This is a genomic window from Maribacter sp. R86514, assembly GCF_044597005.1.
In the GTDB taxonomy this organism is placed as follows: Bacteria; Bacteroidota; Bacteroidia; order Flavobacteriales; family Flavobacteriaceae; genus Maribacter.
The window spans coordinates 4,130,476-4,148,020 of the sequence record NZ_CP138999.1 but is presented as its reverse complement, the minus strand read 5'-3'; the positions used below and the strand labels follow the sequence as shown (position 1 = coordinate 4,148,020).

At 39.1% G+C, this 17,545-nt stretch carries 6 protein-coding genes, 2 tRNA genes and 3 rRNA genes; 3 read left to right on the top strand and 8 right to left on the bottom strand.

What is annotated here, in order from left to right:
• The first annotated feature begins 7 nt into the window (after positions 1–7).
• A complete protein-coding gene (locus SJY30_RS18000) occupies positions 8–1,474 on the top strand; it encodes a glutamate synthase subunit beta (protein ID WP_396633480.1) in 1,467 nt (488 codons plus the stop codon).
• 480 nt (positions 1,475–1,954) lie between these two features.
• On the opposite strand, the gene rrf is transcribed toward SJY30_RS18000, so the two are convergent.
• From rrf to SJY30_RS17960, 8 genes are all read right to left on the bottom strand, one after another.
• Positions 1,955–2,066 (bottom strand): 5S ribosomal RNA (gene rrf / locus SJY30_RS17995).
• 168 nt (positions 2,067–2,234) lie between these two features.
• Positions 2,235–5,062: ribosomal RNA gene (locus SJY30_RS17990) — 23S ribosomal RNA — on the bottom strand.
• 201 nt (positions 5,063–5,263) lie between these two features.
• Positions 5,264–5,337: transfer RNA gene (locus tag SJY30_RS17985), tRNA-Ala, on the bottom strand.
• A 116-nt stretch (positions 5,338–5,453) separates the two neighbouring features.
• Positions 5,454–5,527: transfer RNA gene (locus SJY30_RS17980), tRNA-Ile, on the bottom strand.
• A 185-nt stretch (positions 5,528–5,712) separates the two neighbouring features.
• Positions 5,713–7,239 (bottom strand): 16S ribosomal RNA (locus tag SJY30_RS17975).
• Together the 16S, 23S and 5S rRNA genes with 2 tRNA genes alongside form the textbook arrangement of a ribosomal RNA operon.
• 595 nt (positions 7,240–7,834) lie before the next feature.
• The gene (locus tag SJY30_RS17970) at positions 7,835–9,826 is read right to left on the bottom strand and encodes a putative porin (RefSeq protein WP_396633479.1); all 1,992 of its coding nucleotides are present in this window, start codon (positions 9,824–9,826) and stop codon (positions 7,835–7,837) included.
• A 115-nt stretch (positions 9,827–9,941) separates the two neighbouring features.
• On the bottom strand, positions 9,942–11,360 hold the full coding sequence (locus SJY30_RS17965) for a hypothetical protein (RefSeq protein ID WP_396633478.1): 1,419 nt from the start codon (positions 11,358–11,360) through the stop codon (positions 9,942–9,944).
• 17 nt (positions 11,361–11,377) lie between these two features.
• Positions 11,378–14,191, bottom strand: coding sequence for a TonB-dependent receptor domain-containing protein (locus tag SJY30_RS17960; RefSeq protein WP_396633477.1), 2,814 nt, complete (start codon positions 14,189–14,191; stop codon positions 11,378–11,380).
• A 208-nt stretch (positions 14,192–14,399) separates the two neighbouring features.
• On the opposite strand from SJY30_RS17960, the gene SJY30_RS17955 reads away from it, so the two are divergent.
• Positions 14,400–14,981 (top strand): ribonuclease HII, encoded by a 582-nt coding sequence (locus SJY30_RS17955; protein WP_396633476.1) that lies wholly within the window; start codon positions 14,400–14,402, stop codon positions 14,979–14,981.
• A gap of 42 nt (positions 14,982–15,023) precedes the next feature.
• Entirely contained in the window at positions 15,024–17,477 is a 2,454-nt protein-coding gene (locus SJY30_RS17950) for a ribonuclease HII (protein ID WP_396633475.1), read from the top strand.
• Positions 17,478–17,545: the final 68 nt, after the last annotated feature.

The following is a 17,545-nucleotide window of genomic DNA, read 5'->3' as shown; positions in this document are numbered from 1 at the left end:
TCGGAAAATGGGAAAGATAACAGGATTTTTGGAATTTGACAGAAAAATCGAAGCATACGAACCGGTTGAGGAGCGTTTAAAAAATTATAAAGAATTTACAGTGCCGCTTCCTGAAAAGGAACTGAAAGAACAAGGTGCTCGTTGCATGGATTGTGGTATTCCTTTTTGCCATAGCGGTTGTCCTCTAGGGAATTTAATTCCTGATTTTAATGACGCCGTTTATCGTGGAAAATGGGAAAAAGCAAGTGAGATTTTACACTCTACGAATAATTTTCCTGAATTTACTGGAAGATTGTGTCCAGCACCATGTGAAGAAGCATGTGTTCTTGGTATAAATGAAGATCCAGTTTCAATAGAAAATATAGAAAAGAACATTGTAGAGACCGCTTTTAAGAAAGGATGGATTACTGCAAAACTACCTTTAAATAAAACCGGAAAAAAAGTTGCAATTGTAGGTTCGGGACCTGCAGGTCTAGCTACTGCACAACAACTGAACAGAGCAGGGCATGATGTTACTGTATTCGAAAGAGATGAAAAACCTGGTGGATTATTGCGTTACGGAATTCCAGATTTTAAAATGGAGAAAAACGTAATCGATAGACGTTTAGATGTTTTAAAGGAAGAAGGAATTACTTTCAAATGTGGAGTTCATATCGGTATAGATATTAAAGCCGATACACTTAAAGAAGAATATGACGCTATCGTATTAACGGGAGGTGCAACTATTAGAAGAAATTTACCTATTGAAGGCTCCGACTTAAAAGGTGTTGTTCAAGCAATGGATTTTTTAGGTCAAAATAACAGACGTGTAGACGGTATTACAGAATTAGGCGAAGAAATTAAAGCTACAGGTAAAGACGTGGTCGTTATTGGTGGTGGTGATACTGGTTCAGATTGTATAGGTACTTCTTTTCGTCATGGCGCAACATCAGTTTCAAATTTTGAAATTATGCCAATGTCAACCACTGAAAGACCAGAAGGTCAGCCTTGGCCTTTTTGGCCGATGAGACTAAGGACCAGTTCTTCTCATAAAGAAGGTGCTGAACGTTTCTTCAGTATTTCTACGAAAAAATTTCTTGGTGACGGTAATGGTAATTTAAAAGGATTAATAACTTCTGAAGTTGAATGGATTAAAACTCCGGGTGAACACCCAAAACTTAAAGAAGTACCTGGTACTGAAAAAGAATGGAAATGTGAACTGGCATTATTAGCTTTAGGCTTTACAGGTTCTGAAAATACCGTTGCTAGCCAGTTAGGTTTAGAAATGGATGCGAGAACAAATATCAAAGCATCTGAAAATGATTATAAAACAAATGTTGCAGGCGTGTTTGCTGCTGGTGACCAAAGAAGAGGTCAATCTCTTATAGTCTGGGCAATATCCGAAGGTAGACAAGCTGCACATCATGTAGATAAATACTTAATGGGCGAAACTGCATTACCTCTTAAAGGCGAAGGAGATTTACCTAGAGTGTAATAATACCTTATTATATCATAAAAGTCCACAACTATATATTATAGTTGTGGACTTTTTATTTTATGACATTACCTCTATCGTATACATTCATCACTAGTATATTTTAACCTCATTTACCGCATACTTTACTCTGGTTTTAAACTACTATTAGATTCTTCTCAATCATGTTAAATCTATATCCTTTTATCTAAGATATTTCAACTGTTTAAAACAACCCATTCCTTTATAGACTCTGATAAAATTTTAAGGTCATTAGATAGAGACAAGATTAATTTCCGCACAGAAAATGGAATATTCTTTTATTAACGTTAAAAAGATTATTTCTAAACCGTGAGATAGCTATTTCTATCATAATGTAATATATAGTAGTAACTTTATTCCCAGTGATCATTTTCCTTGGTATTCCAAGGTTATTTCTCTTTTAAACCTCGATTTTATTCCATAAAAAAAGCCCCTTACATTACTGTAAAGGGCTTTCGAAAAAGGCGGCTACCTACTCTCCCACTTGGTATAGCAGTACCATCGGCGCAAACGGTCTTAACTTCCCTGTTCGGAATGGTAAGGGGTGGGCCCCGTCGCCATGGCCACCTAAGTTTTGAATCGGGTTTTCCCGACCGCGGCCTTCGCCGCAATATCGTTGACATGAATGGAACAGGATCCTATAAAGGAAAGAAGCACTTATAATATAAAGTATGTTTCGGTATAAAAAGAAAGAGGTTAAAGATCGTCGTCCGCCCCTCCGCAAGGGAAGGGCGTACGTATGCGCAAGCCTGACGGGCAATTAGTACTACTCGGCTACGGACATTACTGCCCTTCTACCTATAGCCTATCAACGTGGTCATCTCCCACGGCCCTTTAAAGAAATCTCATCTTGTGGCCGGTTTCGCGCTTATATGCTTTCAGCGCTTATCCGATCCCGACATAGCTACCCAGCGATGCTCCTGGCGGAACAACTGGTGCACCAGCGGTCAGTCCAACTCGGTCCTCTCGTACTAGAGTCAGATCCACTCAAATTTCTAACGCCCGCAGTAGATAGAGACCGAACTGTCTCACGACGTTCTGAACCCAGCTCGCGTGCCACTTTAATGGGCGAACAGCCCAACCCTTGGGACCTTCTCCAGCCCCAGGATGTGACGAGCCGACATCGAGGTGCCAAACCCCCCCGTCGATATGAGCTCTTGGGGGAGATCAGCCTGTTATCCCCGGCGTACCTTTTATCCTTTGAGCGATGGCCCTTCCATGCGGAACCACCGGATCACTATGCTCTTGTTTCCAACCTGATCGACCTGTATGTCTCTCAGTCAAGCGCCCTTGTGCCATTGCACTCTACACACGATTGCCAACCGTATTGAGGGCACCTTTAGAAGCCTCCGTTACTCTTTTGGAGGCGACCACCCCAGTCAAACTACCCACCACGCACTGTTCTCTCATTGAGAGTTAGGCCCCGGACAAGCAAAGGCTGGTATTTCAACAATGACTCCACCACACCTGGCGATGCAGCTTCAAAGTCTCCCAGCTATCCTACACATTGCTTGACCAAGGTCAATACGAAGCTATAGTAAAGGTGCACGGGGTCTTTTCGTCCCACTGCGGGTAACCGGCATCTTCACCGATACTACAATTTCACCGAGCTCATGGCCGAGACAGTGTCCAGATCGTTGCACCATTCGTGCAGGTCGGAACTTACCCGACAAGGAATTTCGCTACCTTAGGACCGTTATAGTTACGGCCGCCGTTTACTGGGGCTTCAATTCAATGCTTCGCCGAAGCTGACATCTCCTCTTAACCTTCCAGCACCGGGCAGGTGTCAGGCCCTATACTTCATCTTTCGATTTTGCAGAGCCCTGTGTTTTTGATAAACAGTCGCCTGGACCTCTTCACTGCGGCCCCCCATAAGGGGGCGACCCTTCTCCCGAAGTTACGGGTCTATTTTGCCTAGTTCCTTAGCCATGAATCTCTCGAGCGCCTTAGAATACTCATCCCAACCACCTGTGTCGGTTTACGGTACGGGCTGCTTCACTCGCTTTTCTTGGAAGTCGATATGCTGGATTATCACCTTGACCGTGGTCTCGGTGTACTATCGGGGCGTTACCGCTCCCTTCAACGTACAATTCCGTCTGTACGCACCAACTTCTCGCCTCCGTCACTTTTAGCGTGAGCAGGTACAGAAATATTAATCTGTTGTCCATCCACTATCCCCTTCGGGTTCGCGTTAGGTCCCGACTGACCCCCAGCTGATTAGCATAGCTGGGGAAACCTTGGTCTTTCGGCGTGCGGGTTTCTCGCCCGCATTATCGTTACTTATGCCTACATTTTCGTTTGTAACCGCTCCAGCATCCCTCGCAGGTACGCCTTCGACGCAGTTACAATGCTCCCCTACCCCTCATATAAATATGAAGTCACGGCTTCGGTGATATACTTATGCCCGATTATTATCCATGCGGAACCGCTCGACCAGTGAGCTGTTACGCACTCTTTAAATGAATGGCTGCTTCCAAGCCAACATCCTGGCTGTCAATGCAGTTCCACCGCGTTATATCAACTTAGTATATACTTTGGGACCTTAGCCGGTGATCCGGGTTCTTTCCCTCTCGGACATGGACCTTAGCACCCATGCCCTCACTGCGCAGAAACATTTTATAGCATTCGGAGTTTGTCAGGAATTGGTAGGCGGTGAAGCCCCCGCATCCAATCAGTAGCTCTACCTCTATAAAACTATCTACACGCTGCACCTAAATGCATTTCGGGGAGTACGAGCTATTTCCGAGCTTGATTGGCCTTTCACCCCTACCCACAGGTCATCCCAAGACTTTTCAACGTCAACGGGTTCGGTCCTCCACTATGTGTTACCACAGCTTCAACCTGCCCATGGGTAGATCGCACGGTTTCGCGTCTACTACTACTGACTATGGCGCCCTATTAAGACTCGCTTTCGCTACGGCTCCGTTCCTGAAGAACTTAACCTTGCCAGTAAAAGTAACTCGTAGGCTCATTATGCAAAAGGCACGCCGTCACCCATATGGGCTCCGACCGCTTGTAAGCGTATGGTTTCAGGATCTATTTCACTCCGTTATTCACGGTTCTTTTCACCTTTCCCTCACGGTACTGGTTCACTATCGGTCTCTCAGGAGTATTTAGTCTTGGCGGATGGTCCCGCCGGATTCATACAGGGTTTCACGTGCCCCGCACTACTCAGGATACCACTATCTAAATGCTCTTTGCCTATACGGGACTATCACCCTCTATGGTCGCTATTTCCAAAGCGTTCTAGTTCATCACATCTCGAATGTCGTGGTCCTACAACCCCGCACATGCCGGAACATGTACGGTTTGGACTAATCCGATTTCGCTCGCCGCTACTATCGGAATCACTTTTGTTTTCTCCTCCTCCGGGTACTTAGATGTTTCAGTTCCCCGGGTTTACCTCCATTACTGGATGACATATCTTCAATATGCCGGGTTGCCCCATTCGGATATCTACGGATCATATCGTGTGTGCCGATCCCCGTAGCTTTTCGCAGCTTATCACGTCCTTCTTCGCCTCTGAGAGCCTAGGCATTCCCCATACGCCCTTTTCCAGCTTGTCGCCAGATCTTTAATCTATTATATCTTATTCGTACTCTTTACTTAATAAAGATTCGTGTTTCTTTCTTTTTTAGTCGATAATACACCTAAATGTATTACCTCCTGTTCCAATATGTCAATGAACGTTGAACAGTTAACAATTACCAGTCAACAATGAACAATCTAAAATTGTTTATCGTTAATTGAACATTGTCAATTGTAATGTGGAGAATATCGGAGTCGAACCGATGACCTCCTGCGTGCAAGGCAGGCGCTCTAGCCAGCTGAGCTAATCCCCCATTCTATAAGTCGGCAGTTGCCAGTTTACAGTTGACAGGTAGCACAACTTCTAAAATTTCCTTCAATATTTCAATATATGAACGTTTCGCTTATCTCTAAACGAATTCCTTTTTTGTAGTCCCAGGCAGACTCGAACTGCCGACCTCTACATTATCAGTGTAGCGCTCTAACCAGCTGAGCTATGGGACTGTCCCTACTCTTTCCTCTTAGTATAAATACCTTTTTTGGAAAAAGCAATTACTTATATATCATAATTATGGAGATTATTTTTTTCGAACAATTCTTAAAGCGAAAACATTATTAAATCAAAAGACCGGGACCGTTATTCCGATTCTTTACTTCGTCAGGGACCGTCCTTAAAGGACAATCTCTAGAAAGGAGGTGTTCCAGCCGCACCTTCCGGTACGGCTACCTTGTTACGACTTAGCCCTAGTTACCGATCTTGCCCTAGGCCGCTCCTTACGGTGACGGACTTCAGGCACTCCCGGCTTCCATGGCTTGACGGGCGGTGTGTACAAGGCCCGGGAACGTATTCACCGGATCATGGCTGATATCCGATTACTAGCGATTCCAGCTTCACGGGGTCGAGTTGCAGACCCCGATCCGAACTGTGATAGGTTTTATAGATTCGCTCCGCCTTGCGACGTGGCTGCTCTCTGTACCTACCATTGTAGCACGTGTGTGGCCCAGGACGTAAGGGCCGTGATGATTTGACGTCATCCCCACCTTCCTCACGGTTTGCACCGGCAGTCCCGTTAGAGTCCCCATCATGACATGCTGGCAACTAACGGTAGGGGTTGCGCTCGTTATAGGACTTAACCTGACACCTCACGGCACGAGCTGACGACAACCATGCAGCACCTTGCAAATTGCCCGAAGGAAAATCTATCTCTAGACCTGTCAATATGCATTTAAGCCCTGGTAAGGTTCCTCGCGTATCATCGAATTAAACCACATGCTCCACCGCTTGTGCGGGCCCCCGTCAATTCCTTTGAGTTTCATTCTTGCGAACGTACTCCCCAGGTGGGATACTTATCACTTTCGCTTGGCCGCCCAAGACTCAAGGCCCCGAACAGCTAGTATCCATCGTTTACGGCGTGGACTACCAGGGTATCTAATCCTGTTCGCTCCCCACGCTTTCGTCCATCAGCGTCAGTATATAGTTAGTCACCTGCCTTCGCAATCGGTGTTCTATGTAATATCTATGCATTTCACCGCTACACTACATATTCCGGCAACTTCACTATAACTCAAGACCAACAGTATCAAAGGCAATTTTACAGTTGAGCTGCAAACTTTCACCCCTGACTTATCGGCCCGCCTACGGACCCTTTAAACCCAATAATTCCGGATAACGCTCGGACCCTCCGTATTACCGCGGCTGCTGGCACGGAGTTAGCCGGTCCTTATTCTTACGGTACCGTCAGTAGAGTACACGTACTCTTTTTTCTTCCCGTATAAAAGCAGTTTACTACCCATAGGGCATTCTTCCTGCACGCGGCATGGCTGGATCAGAGTCTCCTCCATTGTCCAATATTCCTCACTGCTGCCTCCCGTAGGAGTCTGGTCCGTGTCTCAGTACCAGTGTGGGGGATCCCCCTCTCAGGGCCCCTACCCATCGTAGCCTTGGTAAGCCGTTACCTTACCAACTAGCTAATGGGACGCATGGCCATCTTATACCGCCCGAAGGCTTTAACCGTATCCCGATGCCGGGTCACGGTACTACGGGACATTAATCCAAGTTTCCCTGGGCTATTCCCCTGTACAAGGCAGGTTCCATACGCGGTGCGCACCCGTGCGCCGGTCGTCATCTTGTGCAAGCACAAATGTTACCCCTCGACTTGCATGTGTTAGGCCTGCCGCTAGCGTTCATCCTGAGCCAGGATCAAACTCTTCATCGTTGTTTTGTAAATATTCGTCCCAACGAAGTCCAAATCAATCCCGGCCCCGACTCTCGATTCAATTCCTTATATATACCCTTGGGCATATACTGAATTTTCATGTTTCCTTAATTCTTGTTCCTCTCATCCAGGTCCTCACCTGAACTCGATTCTTATCTCCACAATATTTCAATGAACTTCTATCCACTCCGCCCTCAAATCCCATGACTTTCCGACTTCGTTTCCCTTAGGTGTTTCCCTAAGCGGCTGCAAATATACAACTGTTTTTTAACCTGACAACTTTTATCGAAAAAAAATTATTTTCTTTTTTTTCGCCAGACCTAAACAACATATCCAAGAACCTTTTTCCTACTCCCGTTTCCGAAATCATCTTCCTCGTTTGCGGGGTGCAAATGTACACACTATTATTAATTACACAACCATTTTTTAAAATAAAAAACGAAAGTTTTTTCACCAAAACATAACTGCATGATTTTGATTAGGTTACTATATAAATAAAATCATTAAAAGTTAAGGTTTTGATAACCAATAAGTTAACCAAAAGCACTCTTTCAACACCCATATTTTCAATGCATTACAGACTAGAGTACAAAGATTAAGAAAAGAAATTCCACACTAAACCAAAGCGTATAACAAAATCGCGGTATGGATAATTTGGTGCCGCATAATAGTCATACCCGGAAAAAGCAGCATTAAAGTGTTCTGCCTTCAAATAAACCCTGGTTTGTTTTATACGGGCATTAATAAAGAAATCCAATAAAGGATACCCACCTAACTCTTCTTTATTCTGTACATAGAACTCACCAAGTATAGGATTGTAACCATTCATGTTATAACTGGAGAAATATTTAAAGGTAATACCGGTTTGCAAGTACATTGCTTTCTTAAATACATCTGAAGAAAAATATAGGGTATTTCTTGTTACCAATTGAGGCACATTTAATACTTGGGTATCTTGAGTTACATTCTGATACATAACGGTATTGTTCAATGCAAACATACCTACCTTGAATTCTTTTTCGTACTTCACCTTTAAATGCGAAACGGCACTGCCCTCTTGTAAAGGTTTTACGAATGCATTTTCCATATCATCATCAATAGTGGCATCCGAAACCGGTGCGAAATAGGTATAGTTATCTAAATTACTATACTTAACCATAAGATTACCCCAAGTTTTGGAAAGCAATTCCCCTTTTAAACTGCTAGCACGTTCTTTTTCGAACACTTCACTATTGTTCCAATTATAATTGAGATATTCACTTTGGTATAATAGATAATTGAAATTTGGCATTCTACTAGAGGTATGCAAAGAGAATCTTAATTTATTCTTCTTATTAATGGCGTACGATGCCGAGACGTTAAAAAGGTTTCCTGCTAATTCTCCTGAAATATTATACTTTAAATCCGCTTTAAAATCGAATTCCCCTATTCGCTTTTCATACTTACCAACTATCCCAAACTCTGATCCATTTAATCTACTTGGTATAACGGTACCATCTTCTTGTGTAAGTCGACTATTAAAATAATAATCATAATTATATACATTAACACCCCCTGTAAGCCTACCTAATGTTTTATTATAGAATTCAGCATTAACTTCATTATAAAAGGTTTTTAGAATTGCCTTATCATCAATAGTGCTTAAAATAGCATCACCAAACAAAGTGTCACTAGCTGTTTCCACAAATTGATAATATTTAGTTTCATAATCAAAGGTATGACCTAAAGACAAGGATGTTTTTTCGAAACGAGTAGAATCTAACTGAGTTCTCACTAATTTGTAAGTATGGTCCAAGTAATATCTTTTACCTAATATTTTATTACTTGCATCATCTAAATAAACATCTACCCTTGGTCTATTAATAAAATCCTCATCACCAGATTCAAACTGTTCTTCTTTATCGGACAGACCGCCATTTTCCTCAGAAAAAATATTCTGAGCAGCTATATGCGCCCTTAATGCATATCTTCCGTTTTTAGACAAGTAATTTGCTGTCGTAATAAAATTTCCAGATTCTATTTGAATATCATTATACTTACCAAGCGAACGAAAACCAGTATACCCTATGGAGAAATTTAACCTTCTGGAGGTATTAAATGTCAAATTCGCATCTAAGAGCTGACCTTGTTCCAAGGTTGTTTTAAAAAACAACTCGGTCATTGGCGTGGCAACATTATAATAATTAATCTGCTCTTTCTCTAAATACTTTCTATCTTTTGCCTTCGCTCCTAAACTTGGATAACTCGCTACCCTTTCAAAATCAACACCCAATTCATTGTATGCTTGACCAATATTACCAAATGGCATTAGCTCAAAATCATCCTCTCGCAAATAATTATACTTGTATTCTTTATGAATAGTTAAGGTGGTGTCTAGATATGTAGTATCTCTTTCAAAGGAAATAATTTTATAATCTTCAATAGACAAGATTATCGAATCCACTTCTATTTTATCCTTAGGGCTTAATGGTTTTGTTTTTTTATCCAAAGAAAGTGAATCATTCTTTTTTTCTGGTCTTTTAAGAGGATTTTGCCCAAATATAATTGCGGTAGTCAAAAACAATAAAACTAAAAGTATATATTTCATGAAGAGTTATTACCCTTGCAAAGTTAATTTTTTTGTTGCTAAGTAAATGTGAAAGTTTACCATAAAAAAAGCCCCTATTAGAAATAGGGGCTTTCATCAATTTAACAGATAAAGTTTATTCAAAAGGAACTACTTGATCAGATGTTTTATTTGCAACAAGAATATCATTTAAATCTATTACAGTAGTAGCTACCCCTGTAGCCGCATCGTAAGTAATCGCATCTAAATCTGCAACAACTGCAGAAATAAAAGAAGGAACAACCGGAGTTGTACCCAAATCACCTTCGTTGATATTTTCATTAATCAAAATTTCATTTTCATCGATAACAAGTTTTACACCCATATCTACCATACGTAACCCTTCAGCAATAAAAACCTCTTGCCTAGTTCTATATACTAAAGACAAGCCTTCATCATCATCTTGCATAGCCGCAATATCTTCTGCGGTTAATGACGTACCAGAAACCGAGGGCACATCAATATCACCTAATTGACGGTCCAAAACAAGACCTGCTCTACCATTTACCACTACAGCGGAATTATCAGGTCGAGAACCTTCGTCTACCTGAGAACGTTGCTCAATAGAATCATCAATACTACGCACTTCCCTTGTAGATATTAAATTTAAAAGAGCCGTCAAATTTGTTCTTGCACCAGCAATATCATCATCAGAAAGATTCGCTTCAGCTAATATCAAATAAGCTTCTTCCGCTTTTAAATAATGAACAGGTGCATCCTCGTTCGGATCTAAAAATGAATACTTAGGATCTACAAAATCAAGCGTTGGAAGAGGCTGAAGATCGTCAAACGTAGCTCTCTCGTATAATGCATCTTCAAAAGTATTACTCGGACCATTTGATTCGTCAAACATAGCCACTCTATCAAAAGAACCATCTAAAGATAATGCCGCCGTAGCTGCGGTAACAGCTTCGGACTTATTACCTAAATAATAGTTAGCTCTTGCTTTAGCCAAATAATATTCTGGCTTTGCATTTAAAGCTATTGCCGCATCCAAAGAGGTAATTGCATTTACATAATGCTCATTGGAAGTAACAGGCACACCTACTGGCTCTTGAGGCAATGCAGAAAAATACATTCCAGAAAACAAATAAGATATTCCTTCAAAATAATTAAACTCAGCCTCTATTTCAGCATTATAATTAGGATCACCTGGACCAACTTGCCCAATACCAAATACCGCTAATTCTCTTAAGCGCTGAATTTGTCTCTGAGTATCTCTCATATCTGGATCGGTAATCTGAATTAACAATCCATCCATAAACTGATTAAAAAAGGTCTGGGTATTTACATAATTATCTGAACCCAATTCTGAAAGCACCAAAGTCTCATTAAAGACATTTGCCAACTGCCTTTCAAGACCAGTAAGCCAAATCGAAGCTGAATTAGGCTGACCAACAACCGAAGCCTCTGATAAATTAGGATTCTCAACTTCTTTATAATCAACAACGTCGCCGAAGTCTCCTGTACAGCCAAATACTAAGATGGCTGTAGAAATTATTATTAATTTTTTCATTTTTACAATATTTTTTTTTAAAATTCAAATCTTAAAGAAGCTATATATGTTCTTGGAGCAGATTCTGTACCATAGGCAAACCCTCCACTAGCAAAACCATTTTGTGCCGCAATACCAGAACCTGTAGTTTCTGGATCAAAATTACCTGCTGTCCAATTAAATGGATTCGTTACGGTAACACCTAATCTGATATTACTAAACAAAGGCTTCGCAATATCTCCAAAATTATAAGAAGCACCAATATTTCTCACCTTCAAGAAATCATTGTCAAACACGAAGAAATTAACATAGTTAAAAGGAGAAGTTGTTCCAATCAATTCTTCAGGAATACCAGTATCATCCGTTCCTCTCAAATGTCTTAACAAGAAACTTAAGTCTGTAATCTTGCCTCCAAATTGGTAGTCTGCAGTTGCAAAGAAATTAAAATCACCATAGGTATAATTTAATCCCATTGACCCAAAATTAGGAGCGAAAGTATCCCCTAAAGCAGTATTAGCTTCAAATTCATAAGAACCATCATCTTGAAGTACAGCAGCCGTACCTCTTAAATAACCAAGGCTTTGCCCCTCTTCAACAACAGAACCCAATACCGTAAAACCACCGACAACAAATGGTGGGGCTCCTCCAGAATCGGTAACTAAGTTTTCATTTGTATTGTATGAGAGATTTAATGTAAGATTTTGTTTCTCCGTCTGAATAGGTGTTACCGTAAGTGCCAATTCATAACCCTTATTCTCAACCTCTCCAATATTTTGTATTTGATTCAATTGACCAGATGAAGGAGCCGATTGAGGCGTAAATAAAGCATCTTCGGTAATTCCAATATACCTTGTACCACTGAAAGTTAATCTATCTCTAAAAAAACCAAGTTCCAAACCAAATTCAGTTGTCTTAACTCTTTCCGAAACTAACTCGTCATTACCAGGATTATCGAATGTAAACGACGGACCACCCAAAAACGGATTTTGAGCAAATGTCCTATCTTGATCAAAAGGCTGTGCGAAATTAGTCGCTTCACCATAATTGGCTCTTAATTTAATCGTAGATATTGTATTACTAATAGCGGCATTCTGATAAAAATCATGGTCACTAAGGTTATACGTAAGACCTATTTTAGGCAATAGTAATGGATCAGTATTTTGTCCGGAAATGGTGTTCTTATCCAATCTACCACCAAACTCTAAAAAAGCAACATTATAAATACCAATATTTTCCAGAAAATACAAACCGTAATTAGCATTCTCCAATACAAAATCAGAAAAAGTCTGCTCAGAGAAATTGTTTAACGACCTTGTACCATCAACACCACCAGAACCATTTAATCTATTTTGCCTATCTGTAGTTCTAAAGAACTGTCCACCAAAAATACTTACAAAAGAAAAATTGTCTGTATATGCTTTATGAGTTAGATTTAAATCTGTCGTTAAAGTAAATGCCGACCTTAAAACTCTTGTAAGCTCACCTTGATCCGTTGTACCTTCGGCAACAGAACCAAGCTCTACTTGCAAAGCATTACTTAACAGCTCTTCCTGAACCGTATTTCTATTATCAATACCAATAGTTGCATTAACCTGAAAATTTTCATTAATATCGTAAATGAATTTATTTGAAGCTGTAATACGGTTGGTAGTACTTGATATATCTACTAACTGACCTATTCGGCTGTACCTTGCAAGCTCATCTTGCCATTCTGAATCCGTAAATTCATCCGTAGCACCTCTTGCAGACCCTTCTATACCAGAGAATCTAGAAAAACTTGTGTTGGCATTATAATCAAGATTAGACTCAAAATTCACATAAGAAAAAGAGCCTTGGTACCTTAATTTATCAGTTACTCGAGCAGTCAAACCAAAAGTAAATGTTCTTCTAATTTGCTCGTTAATATCATTATAGCTATCATCTTTATATAAACTTCCACCAAAATTGTATGAAAACTTATCAGACCCACCATTTAATCCAACCCTATATTGCTGTGACCAACCTGGTTGAAATATTGCTTCGGCAGTTCTATCATATCTCAAGTAATCTTCGGTCGCCTTAATAGCTCCAACACTACTTTCAAAGTAAGCAGAGCTTTTTCCATCCTTACCTTTTTTCGTTATAATCTGAATAATACCATTAGCAGCATCAGCACCGTACAAAGTAGTTGCCGCACCACCTTTAATATATTCAATTCTCTCAATTGATTCCATAGGAATATCCGCTAGAGCAGACACGTTGGCACCACCTGTAGCAATACCTAATTGCGGGTTTGAATTTAAGTTATCTACACGAATACCATCAATTATAACAACCGGTGTAGCCGATGAAGCTGCCGATATAGGTCCACGAGTACGAATAATGGCCGCTGTACCCGGTTGACCTGAACTCAACCTAACCTGTGCGCTTGGGGTCGTAGACTGTAACAACTGATCTATTTGATTCGCTGGCAACTTTTCGATTTCCTCAGAATCTAAAACATCAACGGTTGTTGACAGTTTTCTACGAGCAATACCCGAACCCTGACCTGTTACAATTACCTCTTCTAATGCTTCTGCATCTTCTTCCATTTGTACATTAATAGTACTGGACACACCAATTGTCATTGTTACTGTTTTCTGACCTAAGTAAGAAAATCTTAATTGTTCACCTTCGTTCGCATTAACGGCAAAATTACCATCAAAGTCTGTTTGAGACCCGTTAGTTGTTCCAACAACTACAACGGACACTCCCGGTAAAGGCAAACCGTTTTGATCGGTTACAACACCGGTCACTGTTTTTTCCTGTGCAAAGGAAAATGTCATGAAGAGCACCAACAAAGGTGTCAACATCCACGTCAACTTCTGTTTCATAAAATTTGTTTTTTGAATTAGCTTGCGCCAAAAGTCTTAAAATTTGCTTAGTATTCCAAAAGCTATATTAACCCAAAAAAAATATATGTTAAAAAAACACTTATTATTATTTTTTTTTCGAATAAATCGCGATTCTGTTGAAAATAAAACAATTAATTAACATTAATTTGTTATTGAAAATTCAATATTTTAAGTTAAAAAATTCTTAATGCTTCTTAAATTTTATAAAAATATTAACGAAACAGGAACTGATGAGGCTGGTAGAGGCTGCTTAGCGGGACCTGTGACCGCTGCAGCAATAATTCTGCCAGAATCTTTCCAGAATTCAATTTTAACAGATTCAAAACTTTTATCTGAACGAAAGAGAGAAATGCTCGAACCTTTGATAAAACAAGAAAGCACTTGTTTTGGAATAGTACATATTCAGCCTATAATAATAGACGAAATCAATATTTTAAACGCATCTATTTTGGGCATGCATCGGGCTATAGATCAATTGTCACAAAAACCTGAATATATAATTGTCGACGGCAATAGGTTCAAATCCTACAGAGACATTCAGCACTCTTGTATCATAAAAGGAGACTCAAAGTACTTAAGTATTGCCGCAGCTTCGGTACTGGCAAAAACAGCACGTGATGCCTACATGATAAAATTACACGAAGAATACCCTATGTACAATTGGAAGAAAAACAAAGGTTACCCTACCAAAGAACATAGAGCTGCCATTAAAAAATACGGTCCTACAAAATACCACAGAATGAGTTTTAAGCTTTTGGCAGACAACTAAAGTTTATTTAACAAATAGTATAACTTTGCATAAACTTTTCGCATGAGGCTTACTTTATTATATGCTTTAATTATTGTTTTAAGCTTATCCTGTACATCTAAAAAGCAATCTGAGAATTCTATCTTAGACCTAACTCCCAGTAACGCCACTTTAGTTCTGAAAATAAATGATTTTGAAACCCTTAGTAAAGAACTTTTTACGAATGAGATTTATAATTCTATTGAATCGCAAAAGCCGTTTGTAACTATAAAAAACATTTTATCTCCTATTTCTCATTTTTCAAATAAAACGAAAGGATTATTAGCCCTATCTGCCGATAGTACAAAAATAGATTTTACCTATATTTCAACAGATAGCCTAAATATTTCCAATCATGATAGCATAACCAACAAAAACATAGAAACGCTTTCTTTTAACGACTATAATGTCACCAGATACGAAATTGAAAAGGATACATTTTACAGTACATTTTTAGAAAAAAATTGGGTATTAAGCTCTTCTCAATCCTTACTAGAAAGCATAATAAATTCTCTTGACACTCCTTTGAAAAACGAATCCTTAAAAAGATTTTACGCTGTATCCGATGATGAAAAAGTCGCAAATATTTGGATAGATATTGAGAGAGGAAAATTGCTATTCAATAAATTACTTTCTGATAATAAAGACATTGCAGATTTCACAAGTTGGATAACCCTTGATCTAACTTTTAACGATACCGAAATTCTTCTAAATGGCGTAGCAGAATCAAATACAGACAAAAATCAGTTCCTCAATCTACTTAATGGTACTAAACCAATTCAAAATAATACATGGAACTTTACTCCCAGTAATGCAAACACATTTACATCTTTTGGATTAGATGATTTTACAAAATACACTCAAAACAAAACCCTAAACAACCATGCCACTACAAATTTAGATTCATTACTTAATACTGTAGAAGAAATTGGGATAACCAAATATGACAACGAATCTATTTTGTTTCTAAGAACATACGGTACCGCCACATTATTAGATTATATTAATGAAGAGAAGATTAGTACGGAGGAATTTAGCAGTAACGAAATCTGGGGGTTAAAATCTGATATTGAAATTTTTGACCCACTAACTCCCTTGATCGGAGAACAATCTTTTGAATACGCCAGTATTATAGAGAATACTTTTCTCTTTTCTAAATCACAGAGCACGCTAGAATCTGTTATTACCAAAATAAAAACAGAAGACACTTTTAACAACACCTCTTTATTCAAAAATGCCGAAAACAAACTGACCTCATCTGCCAGTGTATTGTCTATTTCTAATTTGAAAGGTTTTGTTTTCCTCTTAAATGAATCGGTATCCAAGACTTTAGGAGATTCTTTTGAACAGAGTAAACTGAACGACTATGTTTTTGGATCACAATTAATTGCTGATGCAGACTTTTTTCATATCAATTTTTTAATCAAAAAAAACACGAAAGAAGAGGAACAGAACTCGGTCTCTTCCGCATTTGAAGTTCAATTTGATACCGACTTGGCTACATTACCCCAATTTGTAACCAACCATAGCTCTGGCAGAAAAGAAATTATTGTTCAAGACCAAGAAAATACGCTCTACTTAATCTCAAGCAGCGGTAAAGTTCTTTGGAAAAAACAACTTAATGGAACTGTACAAGGTAAAATTCAACAGGTAGACCTTTTTAAAAATGGGAAGCTACAGTTTGCATTTACCACGAACAACGAGTTTTTAATCTTGGATAGAAATGGTAAAGAAGTTGCTCCGATTACTAAAAAATATTCCGGTGGCAATTTAAATTCTTTAGCAGTTTTTGACTACGAGGGTCGTAAAAATTACAGATTTGTAGTTACCCAAGGTAAAAAAGTTTTCATGTTTAACAGTAAAGGTGATATCGTCAAAGGCTTTACCTATAATACTGCAGAAGCCAATATTCTTGATGCCCCGCAACATTTTAGAATTGGTAATAAAGACTACCTCGTTTTTAAGCTTGAAAATGGTCAATTAAAAATTACAAATAGAGTTGGCAAAACACGAATTAACATAAAGGATAAATTCTCTTTCTCTGAAAATGAAATAAGGCTTTATCAAAATAAGTTCACTTTTACTTCTAATAATGGTATTCTATATCAAGTAGATTCTCAAGGAAAAATAAGTTCAAGTAACTTGAATCTTGCTAAAGACCATGGCATGGATGCTACTTCAAGAACTTTAGCAATAATGAACGACAATATTTTAAAGATTCGCAACAAGAAAATAGAGCTTGAACTAGGAGTATACACCAAACCCACTATTTTCTATCTTAACGATAAAATTTATGTCTCAGTAACCGATATTCAAAATCAGAAAATATATCTGTTCGATAGTCAAGCTGAGCCAATCCCTAGTTTTCCAGTATTTGGAAGTTCTGCAATTGATATGGCGGATATGAATTTAAACAAGAAGGTCGAATTCGTTTATAAGGACCAAGATAACAGCATTAAAGTTTTTAAAATACGATGACACGTTAGATTGCTTAATTTATAAATGTTTATTTGCAAACTACACACATTCCCTGAAAACACAATTTG

What these genes read in the sequence shown, in the direction of transcription:
- SJY30_RS17950 (WP_396633475.1), top strand. Translation starts at nt 15,024, where the DNA reads ATGAGGCTTACTTTATTATATGCTTTAATTATTGTTTTAAGCTTATCC.
- SJY30_RS17970 (WP_396633479.1), bottom strand. Translation starts at nt 9,826, where the DNA reads ATGAAATATATACTTTTAGTTTTATTGTTTTTGACTACCGCAATTATA.
- SJY30_RS17965 (WP_396633478.1), bottom strand. Translation starts at nt 11,360, where the DNA reads ATGAAAAAATTAATAATAATTTCTACAGCCATCTTAGTATTTGGCTGT.
- SJY30_RS18000 (WP_396633480.1), top strand. Translation starts at nt 8, where the DNA reads ATGGGAAAGATAACAGGATTTTTGGAATTTGACAGAAAAATCGAAGCA.
- SJY30_RS17955 (WP_396633476.1), top strand. Translation starts at nt 14,400, where the DNA reads ATGCTTCTTAAATTTTATAAAAATATTAACGAAACAGGAACTGATGAG.
- SJY30_RS17960 (WP_396633477.1), bottom strand. Translation starts at nt 14,191, where the DNA reads ATGAAACAGAAGTTGACGTGGATGTTGACACCTTTGTTGGTGCTCTTC.